21 protein-coding genes are annotated in these 17,317 nt (G+C 61.9%); 7 read left to right on the top strand and 14 right to left on the bottom strand.

The genetic code is table 11. The features are described 5' to 3' along the window. The first annotated feature begins 158 nt into the window (after positions 1-158). On the top strand, positions 159-782 hold the full coding sequence (locus LB568_RS12860; protein ID WP_224730321.1) for a class I SAM-dependent DNA methyltransferase: 624 nt from the start codon (positions 159-161) through the stop codon (positions 780-782). A gap of 37 nt (positions 783-819) precedes the next feature. On the opposite strand, the gene LB568_RS12855 is transcribed toward LB568_RS12860, so the two are convergent. Continuing rightward, the gene (locus tag LB568_RS12855) at positions 820-1,191 is read right to left on the bottom strand and encodes a VOC family protein (protein WP_224730320.1); all 372 of its coding nucleotides are present in this window, start codon (positions 1,189-1,191) and stop codon (positions 820-822) included. Positions 1,192-1,301: 110 nt separating this feature from the next. On the opposite strand from LB568_RS12855, the gene LB568_RS12850 reads away from it, so the two are divergent. Next, positions 1,302-2,267: a DUF3592 domain-containing protein gene (locus tag LB568_RS12850; protein WP_224730319.1), complete on the top strand. Its 966-nt coding sequence runs from the start codon at positions 1,302-1,304 to the stop codon at positions 2,265-2,267. Between the two features lie 13 nt (positions 2,268-2,280). On the opposite strand, the gene LB568_RS12845 is transcribed toward LB568_RS12850, so the two are convergent. Next, positions 2,281-2,640 carry a hypothetical protein gene (locus LB568_RS12845; RefSeq protein ID WP_013895815.1) on the bottom strand — a complete coding sequence of 120 codons (360 nt, stop codon included), beginning with the start codon at positions 2,638-2,640 and terminating at the stop codon, positions 2,281-2,283. A 194-nt stretch (positions 2,641-2,834) separates the two neighbouring features. Between LB568_RS12845 and LB568_RS12840 the strand changes: the two genes are divergently transcribed. The 3 genes from LB568_RS12840 to LB568_RS12830 all read left to right on the top strand — a co-directional run bounded on the left by LB568_RS12840 (position 2,835) and on the right by LB568_RS12830 (position 4,348). Beyond that, positions 2,835-3,113 carry a TfoX/Sxy family protein gene (locus LB568_RS12840; RefSeq protein WP_224730318.1) on the top strand — a complete coding sequence of 93 codons (279 nt, stop codon included), beginning with the start codon at positions 2,835-2,837 and terminating at the stop codon, positions 3,111-3,113. 94 nt (positions 3,114-3,207) lie between these two features. Next, the gene (locus tag LB568_RS12835) at positions 3,208-3,729 is read left to right on the top strand and encodes a hypothetical protein (protein ID WP_224730317.1); all 522 of its coding nucleotides are present in this window, start codon (positions 3,208-3,210) and stop codon (positions 3,727-3,729) included. Further along, entirely contained in the window at positions 3,722-4,348 is a 627-nt protein-coding gene (locus tag LB568_RS12830; RefSeq protein WP_224730316.1) for a hypothetical protein, read from the top strand. Before LB568_RS12835 ends, LB568_RS12830 begins: the two co-directional genes overlap by 8 nt. Before the next feature lie 48 nt (positions 4,349-4,396). Here LB568_RS12830 and LB568_RS12825 read toward each other — a convergent pair whose 3' ends face one another. The 8 genes from LB568_RS12825 to LB568_RS12790 all read right to left on the bottom strand — a co-directional run bounded on the left by LB568_RS12825 (position 4,397) and on the right by LB568_RS12790 (position 13,361). Continuing rightward, positions 4,397-4,798 (bottom strand): hypothetical protein, encoded by a 402-nt coding sequence (locus LB568_RS12825; RefSeq protein WP_224730315.1) that lies wholly within the window; start codon positions 4,796-4,798, stop codon positions 4,397-4,399. A 9-nt stretch (positions 4,799-4,807) separates the two neighbouring features. Then, on the bottom strand, positions 4,808-5,425 hold the full coding sequence (locus LB568_RS12820; RefSeq protein WP_224730314.1) for a hypothetical protein: 618 nt from the start codon (positions 5,423-5,425) through the stop codon (positions 4,808-4,810). A gap of 30 nt (positions 5,426-5,455) precedes the next feature. Then, the gene (locus LB568_RS12815; RefSeq protein WP_224730313.1) at positions 5,456-9,244 is read right to left on the bottom strand and encodes a vitamin B12-dependent ribonucleotide reductase; all 3,789 of its coding nucleotides are present in this window, start codon (positions 9,242-9,244) and stop codon (positions 5,456-5,458) included. Positions 9,245-9,906: 662 nt separating this feature from the next. Beyond that, a complete protein-coding gene (locus LB568_RS12810; protein ID WP_023764226.1) occupies positions 9,907-10,218 on the bottom strand; it encodes a PilZ domain-containing protein in 312 nt (103 codons plus the stop codon). Between the two features lie 108 nt (positions 10,219-10,326). Further along, a complete protein-coding gene (locus LB568_RS12805; RefSeq protein WP_023776232.1) occupies positions 10,327-10,815 on the bottom strand; it encodes an NUDIX hydrolase in 489 nt (162 codons plus the stop codon). Positions 10,816-11,028: 213 nt separating this feature from the next. Then, positions 11,029-11,529: a xanthine phosphoribosyltransferase gene (gene gpt / locus LB568_RS12800; protein ID WP_013895807.1), complete on the bottom strand. Its 501-nt coding sequence runs from the start codon at positions 11,527-11,529 to the stop codon at positions 11,029-11,031. A 116-nt stretch (positions 11,530-11,645) separates the two neighbouring features. After that, positions 11,646-12,479 carry a universal stress protein gene (locus LB568_RS12795; protein WP_224730312.1) on the bottom strand — a complete coding sequence of 278 codons (834 nt, stop codon included), beginning with the start codon at positions 12,477-12,479 and terminating at the stop codon, positions 11,646-11,648. Between the two features lie 138 nt (positions 12,480-12,617). Beyond that, positions 12,618-13,361: a competence/damage-inducible protein A gene (locus LB568_RS12790; RefSeq protein ID WP_140573498.1), complete on the bottom strand. Its 744-nt coding sequence runs from the start codon at positions 13,359-13,361 to the stop codon at positions 12,618-12,620. 159 nt (positions 13,362-13,520) lie between these two features. On the opposite strand from LB568_RS12790, the gene LB568_RS12785 reads away from it, so the two are divergent. Together LB568_RS12785 and LB568_RS12780 are read left to right on the top strand one after the other, a co-directional pair. After that, positions 13,521-14,537: an alpha/beta fold hydrolase gene (locus LB568_RS12785; protein WP_140573500.1), complete on the top strand. Its 1,017-nt coding sequence runs from the start codon at positions 13,521-13,523 to the stop codon at positions 14,535-14,537. A gap of 53 nt (positions 14,538-14,590) precedes the next feature. Beyond that, positions 14,591-14,878 (top strand): hypothetical protein, encoded by a 288-nt coding sequence (locus LB568_RS12780; RefSeq protein WP_140573502.1) that lies wholly within the window; start codon positions 14,591-14,593, stop codon positions 14,876-14,878. A 118-nt stretch (positions 14,879-14,996) separates the two neighbouring features. Here the strand turns inward: LB568_RS12780 and LB568_RS12775 are convergent, their stop codons facing one another. The 4 genes from LB568_RS12775 to LB568_RS12760 form a co-directional block, all read right to left on the bottom strand. Then, complete coding sequence (locus LB568_RS12775) at positions 14,997-15,236, bottom strand: DUF2188 domain-containing protein (RefSeq protein WP_013895802.1); 240 nt, start codon at positions 15,234-15,236, stop codon at positions 14,997-14,999. 29 nt (positions 15,237-15,265) lie between these two features. Further along, positions 15,266-15,544, bottom strand: coding sequence for a DUF982 domain-containing protein (locus LB568_RS12770; protein ID WP_013895801.1), 279 nt, complete (start codon positions 15,542-15,544; stop codon positions 15,266-15,268). A 154-nt stretch (positions 15,545-15,698) separates the two neighbouring features. Continuing rightward, a complete protein-coding gene (locus LB568_RS12765; protein ID WP_224730311.1) occupies positions 15,699-16,016 on the bottom strand; it encodes an SH3 domain-containing protein in 318 nt (105 codons plus the stop codon). A gap of 129 nt (positions 16,017-16,145) precedes the next feature. Next, positions 16,146-17,249, bottom strand: coding sequence for an NADH:flavin oxidoreductase/NADH oxidase (locus tag LB568_RS12760; protein WP_224730310.1), 1,104 nt, complete (start codon positions 17,247-17,249; stop codon positions 16,146-16,148). Positions 17,250-17,317: the final 68 nt, after the last annotated feature.

Genomic DNA, 17,317 nt, shown 5'->3' with positions numbered 1-17,317 from the left:
CCGCGGATTTTTCATCCGATCGCATCGATCGTCAAATGACCCTTTTATCACGTCGTCGTGTCGATGGGCGCATGTCTGATCATTTCGTGCACCACATCGGCATGCTTGACGGACGCGTATTTGCCGGCACCATTCGCTGAAGAAGCTCTTTGGCCAGCATGGATGCAAGGGAGGGAAAGATGTTGTCGAAGGCTCTGGCCAAGAGCCGCCGGACGATCAGTGCCTATGAGGACTATGCGGAACGCTACGATGCCATCGTGCGCCATGTTCCCAACGAGAGAGAGCAGGCGTCGTTGAAGCGCCTTGTGGCGATTGCCGGCACATCCGGCCGGATTCTGGAAGTCGGGTCGGGTGCCGGCTACGACGCGGATTTTCTGGAGGGCCTGGGCGTGAAGGTTCGCCGCACCGACGCGACAAAACGGTTTCTCGAACTGCAGGCCGCGCGCGGCAAGCATGGTGAGCTTCTCGATCTCATCACCGATGATCTCGGCGGCCCCTATGACGCCGTCCTGGCCCTGGCCGTCCTGATCCATGTGCCGCGCGACCAGACCGACCAGGTGCTTGGCAAGATTGCCGGGGCACTGCGGCCAGGCGGCGCCTTCCTCGTATCGATGCGCAATGGCGATGGCGAGACATCAGGCAAATATCATACGGTCTACTGGCGCAGGGACGACTTCGCGGCCCGTCTCGAAAGCGCCGGGCTGGTCCTCCTCAGGGATGATTTCAACATCGGCCGCAACAACGAGGAATGGAACACGTTTCTGGCTGTGAGGCCGGCATGAAGGGATATTTTTCCCTTTTCCCTCGTCGAAGCGCGCCTCACGCCGCGTTGATCATCGCCTCGATGTTGTAACCATCGGGGTCGAGCACAAAGCAGGCGTAGTAATTCTCGGCATAGTCCGGACGCCGGCCGGGCGCCCCATTGTCTTTGGCTCCGGCCTCCAGCGCTGCCGCATGGAACGCATCGACCTCTGCCTTGCTGCCGACGCGGAAAGCGACGTGCAGATGGGATAGCGGTGGCGCTTCGCCGGTTCGCTGGATCTCGAACAGGCAGCCATTGCCGACATCGAAAGCCCAGAATATGCCTTCCTTGCCGAAGGACAGGCGATACTTCAGGGGCGCGAAAGCCCGTTCATAGAAAAGCTTGCTCTTCTCCAGATCACCCACTTCGATGGTTATGTGATCGATCATTTGGTGCTCCGTCTGGGATGTGATGGGTTGCCTTGCGATTTTGCGAATAAGCGAGACATTGCAGTCGCGGTGCTGTCTAGTGCCGGTTCCTGCACTCCGGGGGGATCAGGGTGGAACTCAAGATTCTGCTTGTCGGCTTTGTCTGCGCGGTCGCCGCCATGTTGTCGTTCATCACCGTCATGAAATGGCGGGAGGTGCGGGCGCTCAGCCACTGGTTGCCGACGCCGGGAAAGATCATCTCGTCGCGCGTCGAGGCGCGTGAAGTCAGAAGCTCGGGCGCTGGCTCGGACAGCAGCGATACCACCGAGATGCGCAATTTTCCGGCGATCACCTTCGAATACAAGGTGGGCGGCAAGAAATTTCAAGGCTCGCGCTACAGCGTGCAGGAAAATCTGGGGAATTTCGAGGTCACCGAGACCCTTGCGCAGTTTCCGCGCGGCGCCGACGTGACCGTGTTCTACAACCCGGCCGATCCGAGCAAAGCCGTGATCGAGCGCACCATGCCGGACGGCGCCTTCAAGTTCATGTTCCAGCTTTCGGCCGGGCTGGTGATCGGCGCGCTGGTTCTGGTGTTTTCCGTCGGCGGTCTGCTGGAGGCGATCCGGCCGTATCTGCCCAAGCCGCAAAACCTCGGCGCCGCGGCACTGCTGCTGTTCATGGGCCTGTTCGCGCTGCGTATGGGTTTCGCCCAGAAGTCGCTTGCCGGGCAGGCCGCGAAATGGCCGGTCGCCGCCGGCCGCATTGACACCTCGGGCCTGCAGGCGCTCCGCAACCATAGCAACTATCGACGCTGGCACACCGTCTTCAAATCCCGCATCGTCTACAGCTATGGCGTCGCCGGCCAGCGCTACACCTCCGACCGCGTCACCTTCGGCGCCACGGTCACCGCTTCACTGCCCGGCCTCGTCAGTGGCCAGGCACGGAGTTATGCCGAGGGCAGCCAGGTCGAAGTCCACTACGACCCCGCCAATCCCGCCTCTGCGGTGTTGGAATGCCGGGTGCGGGGGCTCTGGCTGCTGTGGGTCTGTTCGGTGGGCTTTCTCGGCGGCGCGGCCTTGCTGGTCGGGCTGGTTTGAGACGCTGATTGCTTCAGCAGCGCACGAGCGGTCCGCTGTCGAAGCCAGGCCAGGTGAACCGCAACATGGCGCCATGCCTCTCGATATGGACAACACGAGCGAACGGCTCCTCGAGTGTCGGATCGGAGCCGTAGCACTGGCTCGCATGCACCACCCAGCCCGTGGCTGTTTTGCGAAAGGCCGCATGCTCGCAACCGAATTCGGGAAGCGACAGGGCCGCCTTGTCCACCGTGAAAACCGTCTGGCGTTGAACGTCGGCGGCCGCGCTACAGTTCAGCCGGTCGTGGGACCAAGTCCCGACATAAGGTGGCGCGGCCAGCGCGGTGCCGCTCGCGCATGCGGACATTGCCATGGTCATTGCCAAACGCCGCATCACCTGTCTCCTCGATCCGCCATGCTCGATCGTATAGCAGTGGTGGGATTTGTGCGGAGTATTCGTCCAGCAGAAAATGCGGCCATTCCGGATTCCGCTTTTGGCCGGACGATGCGACTGTGGGCCAACGGTCCAAACAAATCGCCAAATCCTGGAGACTATCTCATGCGCCTTCAACGCTCTGAGGCCCGGCGATGAGCACTCGCATCCAAGACATGAGGAACCTCGGACCGGCCATGGCGCGGATGCTGGCGGAAATCGATATTCTCTGTGAGGAGGATCTGCGCGGTTTCGGCGTGGTTGAAGCTTACCGCCGGCTGAAGTTCCGTTTTGGACGGCATGTGTCGATCCTCGCACTCTATGCGATGGAGGCCGCACTTCGCGGTTGCGACTGGCGGGCGCTTGATACCGAAACCAAGGAGCATCTGCGTGAGCAGGCGCACCGGAACAGCCAACCGGCAGGGAGCGGATAAACGCAGCCGCGCCGGATTTCGCTTATGCTTTTGCGCGGATGATGCGACTGTGCGGGCCGGCACGCGGCCAGCAACGTTTTCCCAGGGACATTTGATGATCACCCGCAAATTGGCCTTCGTTTTCCTCGGCCTGCTCGGCCCGGTGCAGGCAGCGACCGCCAAGGAATGCCTGCTGAGCCATGCCACCTATCGCGAGCCGCGCTCGGGCGCGGTGATGCAATTCCGGCCGATCGACAACGAACCGGCGGCACTGACGGCGCAGGTGTTTTCGCTGACCGTTCCCAACACGGATAAAAACCTGCCGGCCGACATCACCTGGACCAACGGCAAGAATTCATTCCCGCTCGGCACCATCCGCCACGCCTGCACCGATGACGACCGCGAGGCGGGCCTGCAAGATGGCAGTGGGCTGTGCAGGCTATGGGACGGCCAGGTCTATGCCTTGACCGGAAGCGGCGCCGAGCAGTTGAACGCGCGCGAAGCGACACCGGCGCCGAAAGGGCTACTTCTGCCCGATTTCGGTGTGGCCTTCACCGAATGGGCCGATTTCGCCAACGCCAATCCGGATGGCTCGGCCTGGGATGCCTTTGCTCTGACAGGTTGCAGCGATGAATAGCGCCGTGAGATCGATCGCCTGCGCCTTGTCTGCGTCCGCGACGCTATCCGCCGTAACGCTGGCCGCCGTGGCGGACGAGCCGGCGCCATCGCGACCGCCGATCGAAAAATGCGTCTGGGAAAGGCTGGCCGACAAGACGATCGGACTGGCCGCCTGGGCACAGCGCTGCGATTTCGGTTTCCGCCAGATTCATTTCGAATTCGCCGGCAACGCACTCGCCATCAAATACAGCGATGGCGGCGCGGCCGATCCGCTGGTCGAACTGTTCGACATCAAACCGGGCGAAACCGCCGAGGCTGCCTTGCAGCGCCTGTTCCTGGAAAAGACCGACAAGGCCGTCAGCGATCGCTGTGTGCTGATGCCCTACACTGAGGTCGCCGTGCCCGCCGGCCTCAAGCGCTACACATTCAGCCCCAACGCCGCCTACGCGAAAGAGCTGGAAGCGCTCACCAATCCCGACGAGGTTCCCGAACCGCCCTGCGGCGACTGGGGCGAAATGCCTGACGGCATCCAGTATTTCGAGGTGCCGGCGGGTGAGGGGATGAAGGTGCTGTTCGTGCGTGCCGGCCAGGACGAGCCGTTGTTTGATGAGCAGACGCTAAGGATGCCGGCGGGCTAGATGCCGGGACTAGTTAGCACGACGCGAAATGTGGCCAGTGGCTTTCTTTTACCCGTGTGATGCCATTGACGGAAAATCCCTGACCTCAACGTTGTCGCTTTGAGCAATATCGATAGCTCTTTGATAAGCGATACGCTTCTCATCGTCAAAAATTTTGTTCCCGAAAACGCAAAGAGCCTCTTCTACGATCTTTACGAGTGCCAAAAATTCTTGGCGTTCTGAGTGATAGTTCCTTTTGAGATGACGAAGGTAAAAGTGTCTGAAGCCTTTAAGTTTAAATCCTATAGGCGAGCGATCTTCCATTGCTAATATCAGGGTCAGAAAGTCATCGACACGGCGGTAAACGCTTGGCGAGTCTACCCGCACATATTCAAGGCTGTCGGACTGCTCGTAGTAGATGGCACATGGCCGATAGCTGCCGATCGTACTTGTCCTATCTATGTTTCCCATAGCGTCTGTTCACCACATTTGTCGTCGGTAGCGCTCCGCAAAGTTTACGGGCAAGTTCGGCGAGTCACTGTCTGCTTCGACAAACTCCCAATGCGTGACAACACCGATTGCGCCACTGGCTACCTTCGAGCATTTTCCTACCGGACGGCCCTCAGGATAGTCGAGCCGTACGTATGTTACATGCACCACATCCTCTGGTACGTGTGACGGCTTGATCACACAACCGAGGCTTGGATCATATATGAAGAATATGGCGGGCTTTGATACGAAAGCGTAAAAATCAAACCCCTTGTCATCGTTCCCTGCAGGACGCTTGATACCACGAAAGCAGGCGTGTGCGCCAAGCAGAGACGAGAGTTTGTGCGCGTCCGCTGTTTTTCCCCATTTTGAGAACGCGTTATTCACAGGTGGTATCTCGCCTAACACAACACTCCATAGATCCAGAAGCGGCTGCTTCCTGCCAAGGTCCAATGCCTTGCGCGCGTCGTGTTGAGCAACTCGATAAACGACGTTGTCTGCATTTTCGAAAGGTGATCTGCCGATGACTGCAGAGGGAATATCAAGCCACCGGGCGGGCGCTTGCCCCCCCCCGTCGATTACACGAAAGTTGCGAGGAGGCTTGTCCATGGTCGAATTCCTCGTCGACCTGGACCTTTCTCAGCTGCACCCGCTCGTGGCGCCGCACGTATCGCACTTCTCGCAGGTCCCATTCCGCACCATGGTGAAATTCTGGCACTCGGAGCAAGAATTGCCGGTGTAGCCTTGGAGCAGGGACTTGGCGCGGCGGTCGGCGGCGAGTTTCTTCGCCTCGGCCGCTTCGTTCGCTGCGGCGTCGGTGAACAGGGCCGCGGTGGCATCCGCGGAAACGCTGGCCGCGTCGGCCGCTTCCTCGAAGGCGATGTCTTCCGCCAATTCCTTGGCCCGGTCCTCATAATCGCGCTTGTAGGCGACCGCCTCGTCGCTGGCCGGCTTCAGCGCCAGCACGTTGGAGCCGGAAAAGGCTGTCGGCGCCGAGCGGGCAGGGGTGCCGGTGGAACCGCCGGCAAAGCCCTTGGGATCGTTGCCGCTTGCCCGGGAAACCAGCTTCACCGGCGAACCGCGGGTCAGGCCCTTGGAGACGGCGTCGGTCTTGCCTTCGCTGATGTTGCGGCCAAGTGCGGTGTTGGAAAAGTCCGACTGGTCGACATGGGCGAGGTCGTTGCGGCCAAGATAGGAAATCGCCAGCTCCCGGAACACGTAGTCGAGGATCGACGTCGCGCTCTTGATCGCGTCATTGCCCTGCACCATGCCGGCCGGCTCGAACTTGGTGAAGGTGAAGGCGTGCACATATTCGTCGAGCGGCACGCCGTACTGCAGGCCGAGCGAGATGGCGATGGCGAAGTTGTTGAGAAGGCCACGCAGCGTGGCACCCTCCTTGTTCATGTCGATGAAGATCTCGCCGAGGCGGCCGTCATCATATTCGCCGGTGCGCAGGAAGATGGTGTTGCCACCGATCTTGGCCTTCTGGGTGTAGCCCTTGCGACGGCCGGGCAGCTTTTCCTGCTCGCGCGACACGCGCTCGATGATGCGTTCGACGATCCGCTCGGTGATCTGCGCGGCGCGGGCGGCGGCCGGTGCCTGGATCAGCTGATCGAGAGCTTCGTCCTCGTCGTCCTCGACATCGGCGAGCAACGAGGAGTTCAGCGGCTGCGACAGCTTCGAGCCGTCGCGGTAGAGGGCGTTCGCCTTCAGCGCCAGCTTCCACGACAGCATGTAGGCACCCTTGGCGTCTTCCACCGTCGCGTCGTTCGGCATGTTGATGGTCTTGGAGATGGCGCCCGAGATGAAGGGCTGCGCCGCCGCCATCATCCGGATGTGGCTGTTGATCGAAAGCGAGCGCTTGCCGATCTTGCCGCACGGGCTGGCGCAGTCGAACACCGGCAGGTGCTCGGCCTTGAGGAAGGGCGCGCCTTCCAGCGTCATGGCGCCGCAGACATGGATATTGGCGGCCTCGATGTCCTTCCTGGAGAAGCCAAGCGCCGGCAGCATCTCGAACGAGAAGTCGTTGAGCTGCTCGTCGGTGAAGCCAAAGGTCTCCTTCACCCAGTCGGCGCCGAGCGTCCACTGGTTGAAGACAAACTTGATGTCGAAGGCCGACTTCAGCGCGGCATTGAGCGCGGCAATCTTGTCATCGGTGAAACCCTTGGCCTTGAGCGAGCCGGGATTGATGCCGGGCGCCTGGTTGAGGTTGCCGTGGCCGACCGCATAGGCCTCGATCTCGGCGAGCTGCGCTTCGGAATAGCCGAGCGTGCGCAGCGCTTCCGGCACGGCGCGGTTGATGATCTTGAAGTAGCCGCCGCCGGCGAGCTTCTTGAACTTCACCAGGGCGAAATCAGGCTCGATGCCGGTGGTGTCGCAATCCATGACCAGGCCGATCGTGCCGGTCGGCGCGATCACGGTTGCCTGTGCGTTGCGGTAGCCATGCTCCTCGCCAAGCTCGATGGCGCGGTCCCAGGCGGCTTTCGCATGATCGGCCAGCGCCTGCTGCTTGAGGTCGGAGGCGACCAGAGGCACCGGATTGACGGCCAGCTTCTCATAGCCGTCCTTGTCGCCATAGGCGGCGCGGCGATGGTTGCGCATGACGCGCAGCATGTTCTGGGCGTTGCGGTCATAGTCCGCAAAGGCGCCGAGCTCGGAGGCCATTTCGGCCGAAGTGGCATAGGCGGTACCGGTCATGATCGCGGTGAGTGCGGCGCAGATCGCGCGGCCCTCGTCGGAATCATAGGGAATGCCAGAGGTCATCAGCAGGCCACCGATATTGGCGTAGCCGAGGCCGAGCGTACGGTATTCGTAAGAGAGCTTGGCGATCTCCTTCGACGGGAACTGCGCCATCATGACGGAGATTTCGAGCACGATGGTCCACAGCCGGACCGTATGCTCATAGGCGGCGATATCGATCGTGCCGTCGGCATTGCGGTAGGGCAAAAGGTTGATCGAGGCGAGGTTGCAGGCCGTGTCGTCGAGGAACATGTATTCCGAGCACGGGTTGGAGGCCCGGATCGCACCGGCCGACGCGCAGGTGTGCCAGTCGTTCATCGTCGTGTTGAAATGCAGGCCCGGATCGGCCGACGCCCAGGCGGCGTAGCCGATCTTTTCCCAGAGGTCCCTGGCCTTCAGCGTCTTCAAGACCTTGCCGTCCTTGCGGGCGGTCAGGTGCCAGTCGCCATCCTGCTCGACAGCGCGCAGGAAATCGTCCTTCAGCGACACCGAATTGTTGGAGTTCTGGCCCGAGACCGTCAGGTAGGCGTCCGAATCCCAGTCGGTGTCGTAGGTCTTGAACGACATCGAGGTGTAGCCCTGCTTGGCGAACTGGATGACGCGGTAGATGTAGTTCTCCGGCACGGCCGACTTCTTGGCTGCCTTGATCTCGCGCTTCAGCGCGGTGTTGATGGCAGGATCGAAGCAGTCGTCGTCATGGCCTTCGCAGTTGACGCAGGCCTTCATGATCGCTTCGAGATGCTTCTTGACGATCTTGGAGCCGGTGACCAGCGAGGCGACCTTCTGCTCTTCATTGACCTTCCAGTCGATGAATTCCTCGATATCGGGGTGGTCGGCGTCGACGATGACCATTTTCGCCGCGCGGCGCGTCGTGCCGCCCGACTTGATGGCGCCCGCCGCACGGTCGCCGATCTTGAGGAAGCTCATCAGGCCCGAGGAACGGCCGCCGCCAGACAGCTTTTCGCCTTCGCCGCGCAGAAACGAGAAGTTCGAGCCGGTGCCGGAGCCGTATTTGAACAGGCGCGCTTCACGCACCCACAGATCCATGATGCCGCCCTCGTTGACGAGGTCGTCCTGCACGCCCTGGATGAAGCAGGCATGCGGCTGCGGATGCTCGTAGGAGGACTTCGACTTGGTCAGCTTGCCGGTGAAGGGGTCGACATAGAAGTGGCCCTGGCTCGGACCGTCGATGCCATAGGCCCAGTGCAGGCCGGTGTTGAACCATTGCGGTGAATTCGGCGCCACGCGCTGCGTGGCCAGCATGTAGGCAAGCTCGTCGCGGAAGGCGAGCGCGTCGTCCTCCGACTTGAAGTAGCCGCCCTTGTAGCCCCAATAGGTCCAGGTGCCGGCCAGCCGGTCGAAGACCTGGCGGGCGTCGATCTCGGAACCGTAGCGCTCGGCTTCCGGCAGCTTGGCAAGCTCGGCCTCGTCGGCGACGGAGCGCCACAGGAAGGAAGGAACGTCGTTCTCTTCGACCTTCTTCAGCCGCGCGGGGACACCGGCCTTGCGGAAATACTTCTGCGCCAGGATGTCGGCGGCAACCTGGGAGAACTGCGCCGGCACATCGATGTTGTCGAGACGGAACACCACCGAGCCATCCGGATTCTTAATCTCGGAAAGCGCCTTGCGGAATTCGATCTCCGCGTAAGCAGATTGTCCCGGCTTGGTGAAACGACGCTCGATGCGCATTGGTCCTGTCCCTTTTGTCTATATATAGCGCTTTCGTCAGGGATTTCTGCCCCCAATGCGAAACACGCATGTCCGCCGTCTGCCGGCGTTTGAAAACGGCCGGCTCTCCATTTCGCGGTCTCCGTCGGTCCTTGCAGGTCAGGCTCCTTGCGAAGCACATGTCCAGCGGGCCGGCGGACCCTCGCGGGTCCCTCAAATCTGATTTTTTCGATTCCCTCACTCGAGGGAAATTCACACTATCTAGCGTCGAACCTACCTGCAAACACTAAATATAGTGTTAACAGACAATTTATTCCAGTCCGACAATTCTCCCTTTCGTCGCCCCGCCACCCACAATCCCAACGCTTCCGCCGGCCTCGTAAACAGGCGGAAATGCGGGCAAAACTCACATAATCCGGGAAAAAGACCGGGCTCAGAACTTTCCGGTCGCGCTCTCAACAGGAGCACATGGCCTATAAAAGGCGACTCGTTTTGCGCCGTCAAGGATTCGTTTGCGTAGCTTTTGTGACCCCAACATCTTGTGTGTCACATATGTGGATAACGGGGACAGATTGACCCGCCGCGATCACTATTTTCCGGCGACGGGATGCGCGCCGCCGATGGCCGGCGTGGCGGTCCGCGAAAACGCTTCAGCCGCCAGCAAAAGCGGCAGTTCCAAAAAATCAGCCGTAGTGCAACTTCGGCTTTGGCTCGATGCCGGTGAACTTCACGCCAATCCGGTCGTTGCGGCGCCAGCGGACCTCGCAGCGATAGGCGACGCCGTCGAGCGGCACATAGAGAAGAAAGCGATCGGGAACCCGGGACTCGAGCGGTACCTTCAACTCGGCGCCGCCCGCATGCTGATTGCGCACGGTAACGCCGACTTCCGAGTTTTGAATGCCGGTGATGATAGTTCCGCCCTTGAGCACGCGCGGACGATGCTCGCGCTGCGGCTCGCCGGGACCTTGCTGAAGGTTGTCTACGGGCTTCATCATCAATCAAACGCCAGATTGATCGATTTGTAGCGGAGAAAAATTAGCAAACCATTCATGGACACAACCATAAGGTTGTAAATCGGCCATGATGCACGCGTAAGGGGTGGGTTAGGAGAACCTGTGCGGGTCGGCGCAGAAATAGGCGATGATCTGGCAAAGGTCCGGTTCGTTGACCATGCGCACCGCTTCGCTGGAATTGACCCATTTGCGGGTGCGGGCGCGCTTTTCCTTCCAGCGGTCGGCGATCTTTTCGACGTGCAGCGGAAACACCAGCACCTCGCAGGGCACTTCTTCACCCGAAGCCAGCACCTTGGCATAGAAGTAGCGGCCGGCTTCGAGATGGGACACGGTTCCGCGCAATCCGGCTTCCTCGCCGGCCTCGCGCGCTGCCGCCTCGCAGAGCGGCTCCCTGGCCTCCGGCCAGCCCTTGGGCAGCACCCAGCGGCCGGTGTCGCGGCTGGTGATCAGCATGATCTCGACACCGTTCCCGGTATCGCGCCAGGGCAGGGCGGCAACCTGCAGACGGCACGGCGCAGTGCCGAAGAGTCGCCGGACCCTTTCGGCCAGATGGTTGTGCGTCGTTGGCCTCGTCAACATCGGAGAAGCTAGCCCCAGCCTCCAGAATCGTTTGCCGTCTCACGAATCTTACGGCGAATCGTAATCTATAAAAGTAAAAAACTTCATATAGGCCGGTAAAAAATGCACCATAACGCGCCGATTCCACAAAATATTGTACCTTCAGCTGCCTATTTGGCAGCAAAAGGCACTCGCCGAACTCGTACCGAGTAGAATGAGGGGTTGTTCTGCGAATCAGCCGGCGTGGTCGTCGGCGATCGGCTTCTGATAGGTGAAGCCCATATCCCAGGGGAAATAGATCCAGGTGTCCTGGCTGACCTCGGTGACGAAAGTATCGACCAGCGGCCGGCCCTTGGGCTTGGCGTAGACGGTGGCGAAGTGGGCCTTCGGCATCATTGCCCGCACGATGCCGGCGGTCTTGCCGGTGTCGGTCAGGTCGTCGATGATCAGCACACCGACGCCATCGTCGGCCAGCAGCGCAGGCGTGACCTCCTTGAGTACCTGCAACTGCCCCTGGCTGGTGTAGTCGTGATAGGAGGCCACGCAGACCGTCTCGATGACGCGGATGCCGAGCTCGCGCGAGATGATCGCCGCGGGCACCAGTCCGCCCCGCGTGATGCAGACGATAGCCTTCCATTGACCCTTGTTGGTACCGGCAAGCCGCCAGGCAAGCGCGCGGGCGTCGCGGTGGAACTGGTCCCAGGAGACCGGGAAAGCTTTTTCGGGAAGGGACATGTCTCGCGCACTCCGCAGCACGCGAGGACCGCGTGCGAGAAAACAGGGGAATGCGCGCGGAATTAACTGGAAAACCTTGGGCTTGGCAAGGGCGGTCGGCAGTGATCGCTGTGGACTTATCGCGACAGGAAGGCCGCCACCTGCGTTGTGCGCAGCACCGTGCGCGTCACGCCGCCGAACAGGAGCTGGCGCAGCCACGAGTGGCTGTAGGCGCCGAGAACCAGAAGATCGGCGCCGGTCTCGGCTATCCTGTTGTGGATCATGTCGTCGACCGAGGTGCCGCCCGATTTCTGCACCGAGACGCTGACCGTGGCACCGTGGCGTGACAGGGCCGACGCGATCTCGGCGCCGGCGGCTTCCGGGCTTTCGTCGAGCGTTTCGGGCGGATCGATGACCAGTATGTCGGTTTTCTCGGCCTCGATGATGAAGGGCAGGGCGTCGAAGGCGGCGCGCGCGGCCTCCTTGCTGCCGTTCCAGGCAAGCAGCACGTGCTTGAACGTGGTGACCAGCGGCCCTGCGTGCGGCACCACAAGCACAGGCCGGCCGGCATCATAGACCAGCGTGTCGACATCCGCGCCCGGATCGCCGCCGGTGTCGCGCTGGGCGGCGACAATAAGGTCGGCGGCGCGCACCGTCGAAATGCCGGTCAGCGCGCTGTCGCCGGAGAAGCTCTCCAGGCTGCGCCATTCGAAAGAGAGACCGGAATCCTCGATGCGCCTGAGGAAGACGGCCTGCAGCTTGTCGGCGCGCTCCCGGTTCATGTCGGCCGACACCTGCAGGAACTCGGTATCCGGAAAGCCGGTCGCCGATGTGTAGGGCACCGGAAGCGCCTCGGCATGGATGCCGATCAGGTGGCTCTGGAAACGGCTGGAGAGCGGAATGGCGCAATCAAGCACGCGCTCGGCGTCTTGCTCGTTCTGCAGAATGGCAACGATGGTCTTGAAGCGCATGGCGATCCCTCAATCTCGCGAGCGTTCGATCTCGCGTGCAGGGAAACGCCGCGTTGCCTTGCTTGGTTCCGGCTGGAGCCAATTCCCTGGGGAATTGCGTCAAACGGGAATTGCGTCAAAACAAGGAGATAGAGCGGATCAGCCCGCCTTGGCGGCGAAACCCGCGACCATCGCCTCGACATCAGCCCGCGCGGCGTCCAGCGCGTCCTGGCTGCGGGCGCGCACGACCAGTTCGGTCCAGAACTTGCCGTCGCCATATTTCGGATAGGAGCCGATGATGGTGTCCGGATGCGCTTTCTGGATATCGCCCAGCGGTCCGCCGACAAGGCCTTCGCCAAACGGACAGTGCACGGTCGCCGACAGCATCTTCGTACCGGCTCTCAGCGTCGGCACGACATTGTCGAGCATGGCCTGGAAGATCGAGGGCACGCCGGCCATGACATGGACGTTGCCGATGCGGAAGCCGGGTGCCACGGACACCGGGTTGTCGATATGGTCGGCGCCGCGCGGCATTCTTGACATGCGCTTGCGTGCCTCGGTGTATTCGATGCCGCGCTCGGCATAGCTCGCTTCCAGCAGCGCATAGGCCTTGGCATCGTATTCGCAGGGCACGCCGAACGCCTTGGCAATCGAATCGGCGGTGATGTCGTCATGGGTCGGGCCGATGCCGCCGGTGGTGAACACATAGGTGTAGCGTGAGCGCACGGCATTCACCGCCGCGACGATCTCGTCTTCCTCGTCGGGAACGATGCGCACTTCCTTCAGGTCGATGCCGATAGCCGTCATGATGTCGGCGAGGTGGCCGATGTTCTTGTCCTTGGTGCGGCCGGACAGAATCTCATCGCCGATGACAAGCATGGCGGCGGTCACGATTTCAGGCATGGAAGGCTCCGGCAGGACGGGTCGCCTGAAATAGCGCGACGCGCGGCTGTCGGCAATGCCGGCCGAGCGGTAGTATCCGGCAACATCCGGTCCGCTTCGATGCGAGATTGCGGCGCGACCGGATGCAACTAAGCTGACCTCGTCTGATCCGGGTGAACGATGCTCCTGTCGATACTGTCGTGGCTGCTGGCCGTTCTGCTCCTGCTGGCGGTCCTCGCCATCGGCTGCCTTATGCTGGCGACATTGTGGATCGCGGCCAAGGCCGAAAGGCTGGTGCCGCCGGTCGGAAAATTCATCGAGGTCGACGGCAACCGCATTCACTATGTCGATGTCGGCCATGGACAGCCGATCGTCTTCCTGCACGGGCTTGGCGCTCAACTCCACCACTTCCGCCACACGCTGTTCGCACATTTCGGCCCGGGCTACCGGCTGATCGCGCTCGATCGTCCGGGATCGGGCTATTCGGTTCGGGCGCGCGGCGCGACGGGCCGGTTGCCCGAACAGGCCGAGCTCGTGCGGCGTTTCATCGAAACGCTGGGCTTGGAGAAGCCGCTGGTGGTGGGCCATTCGCTGGGCGGCGCCATCACGCTGACCCTGGCCGTGGAACATCCCGAGGCGATTTCGGGCATCGCCTTGCTGGCGCCGTTGACCCATATGCAAGCCGGCATGCGCGAGAAGTCCGGCTTGCTCAATATTCCATCACCACTCCGGCGCTGGATCATGGCCTACACGGTCGCGATACCGACGAGCCTGCGGTATGCGCGGCCGACCATGGAATTCATCTTCGCACCGCAGGCTTTTCCAGCAGACTACATGGTCGACGGCGGCGGCTGGCTCGGGCTGCGGCCAGCCCATTTCCAGGCAACATCCGCCGATGTCGTGGCCATCGAACGCGATCTCGGCCGTATCGAGCAACGCTATAGCGAGATCGCCATGCCCGCCGGCATCCTTTTCGGCACCTCCGACCAGGTCATCGACATCGGCATCCATGGCGAGCCGATGCAAGAAAAGATCAAAGGGCTCGGCTTCGAACCCGTCGACGGCGTCGGCCACATGCCGCAGTTCGTCGAACCGGAACGGGTCGCGGCCTTCATCCAGCGCATGGCCGCTCACGCATTTTGTGATGCGACTTCACCGCCGCTTCACAAGGAATTCAAGGAACCATTCGGCGGATGACCGGTTTGCCTCGTGTCGCACCCAAGGCGACAAAGACGAAACGGAGTAATCCAATGTACAAGAAACTTCTCGCAGCGTCCGTTCTGACGATCGGTCTCGCCACATCTGCCATGGCGCAGTCGTCGGACGGCACCTATTCCAACGATCAAGATTGGCTTCACCACAACTGGCTCTGGGGCAACGAGGATTCCTCGAGCGTTGACCGTACCACGACCGGAAGCATCAATGCGGACGGTTCCGGGCTGAACACCTACGGCAACACTGGACCCTGCGCCTTCAATACCCCTGGTCCAGATGCCAATGCCCAGGGCAACGTCAACGACCAGTACTGCGGCAAATAGCCAGCCGGGCCCCGTGCTGGCCGCGGGACGTCTTTCTCTCCTGACGTCCGCGGCCGGCGCGCGACGATCAGGCGATCAGGCGATCAGGCTTAAGGTTGCATATCATTAGGCTGCGAAATCAGTCGGAGACCTCGGTCTGCGGCCGATCGCGGCCATCAGCCAGTTCCTCATGCCACTTGCCTTCGGCATCCTCATACTGGATGCCGTCAGTGGAGCCCGCCACCTGTTGCTCGGCTGAAGCGATTTCGGCTGCGCGCAGCGCGTCCTGGTGCGTGGGAAACGTCTCCGAGAAAGTGGCGCCGACCTTGTAGGCCCAGCCGCCGTCATGTTCGACGATCTTGTAAGTCAGCTTCGCCATGAAAACCTCCGGTTGAAAGGTCCGCCTGCTCAATGCAGCCGGTCGTCGGACAGTCTATCGTCTGGCACCAGCACTTCCGATTCCCTTGCGGCCTCGATCAGTGCTCGACGCGCATCCGCTGTCGAACGATAACCTTCCAGCACTTTGAGGCAAGTGTCGAGGGCATCACGATGGCGCGGGCCGCGATTGAGTGGCCACACCGTCATCAGGCATTCCGCCGCCTCCTGGGCGCTGCGGATTTGCCGATATTTGCCGACATGGCCAAGCTCGACCACGACGGGCGTTTCAAAAGGTTTGTTGTCCATCATGGCCGCAACGCAAAGCAGCCAATTTGGTTGCAAAAATGGCCTTCAGCCTGCGCCCAAAAGTCGCTTGCGACGCGCTTCAGTCTTTGTCTGATGCCTGTCCCAAAATCACGTGTCCCAAAACCGGATCCAGTTTTGGGCGACATGCGCGGCCAGCTCAGTAGCCGCAATTGTTGCGCAGCCAGCGCGCGTTCGCCCAGCCGGTCGTGCCGCCGATTTCGATCTGGTACCAGTTGCCGCGCCGGTCGAAGATCTCGGTGTGATCGCCATTGAACAGCTGCCCGATCATCCGCGACGACGAGTTTGGCCGTGTCCGCACGGCGAGAAAACCGCTGCCGGTCGCCAGATTGTAGCGGCCGGAAAGGCCGTGCACCGTACCTTCGCAATATTGCGCGACGCTCGCCGTTGACGCGCCAAGCCAAAACCCGGCAGCAGCCACGAACGCTGCCGCCGGCAAGAATGCCCTCATTGACATGATGTCCTCCCAAGCCCGGCCGCGCCCGCCGCAGCCTCACCCAACGTAGCAGTTCACGGCCGGAATTGAAGCGGGCGAACTGTCCGGGACCGCTGGCAGGGGCGTGCCGGTTTCAGGAAAACGGGCCGATCAGCCCGCCGCCTTCATCCAGTGCTCCATCGTCGTCACCGAGCGGGCGAGCTGCGGCGCCGGATGGATCTTTTCGCTGAACGTGGCGGCCGCGCGCCATCCCCAGCGCGGGTCGGCGAGGAAGGCACGCGCCAGCGCCACCATGTCGGCGCGGCCCTCGGCGACAATTGTCTCGGCCTGCTTCGGATCGTCGATCAGGCCGACCGCGCGGGTCGGGATGCCGGCGCCCTTGCGCACGGCTTCCGCCAGGTGCACCTGGTAGCCGGGGCCGCTGGGCAATTTCTGCAATGGCGAATTGCCGCCGCTGGAGCAGCAGAGATAAGCGACACCCTCGGCCTTCAGGGCTTTCGCCACCTCGATCGCGTCCTCGACGTCGAAGCCGCCATCGACCCAGTCCTTCACCGACAGCCGTGTGCCGAGCATCAGCTTCGGTACCGCTCGCCTCACCGCCCTGGCGATTTCGACGACAAGACGCATCCGGTTTTCCAGCGAGCCGCCCCAGCGGTCCGTGCGCTGGTTGGACAGCGGCGACAGGAACTGGAAGATCAGGTAGCCATGCGCGGCATGCAGTTCGATGAAGTCGAAGCCGGCACGTTCGGCCCGCCTCGCGGCCTCGGCGAACCGCTCGATGAGTTGCAGGATCTCCTCGTCCTCCAGAGCGTGCGGCACGTTCCAGCCGGTGTCGTAGGCAATGGCCGAGGCCGAGACGGTCTGCCACGGATCTTCGTTTGGCTGCAGCGGGCCGCCGCCCTCCCAAGGCTTGCGGTTCGAGGCCTTGCGGCCGGCATGGGCAAGCTGCGTGCCGAATTTCGTGCCGGGCGCGGCCACTCGCCTGGCGGCGTCCAGCGTCCGCCGCGCGGCGGCTTCATTGTCTTCGGAATAGAGGCCAAGGCAGCCATGGGTGATGCGCCCGCGCCGCTCGACATCGGTCATCTCCACCGTAACCATGCCGGCGCCGGACATGGCAAGGTTCATCCAGTGGTAGAGGTGCCAGTCGCTGGCCGATCCGTCCTCGGCGGAATACTGGCACATCGGCGCCACGGCGATGCGGTTGGGGAAGGTCAGCCCGTCGAGCGTGATCGGCTGGAAAAGCGATGTCGTCATGAGGAAACTCCGGGGAGGGGAACGCGCTATTTAGGGAGCGGACCTCTTCCATACCACACACGAGAGAG

Source organism: Mesorhizobium sp. B263B2A (assembly GCF_020165775.1).
Lineage (GTDB): Bacteria > Pseudomonadota > Alphaproteobacteria > Rhizobiales > Rhizobiaceae > Mesorhizobium > Mesorhizobium opportunistum.
This window is presented reverse-complemented; position numbering and strand designations above follow the sequence as displayed.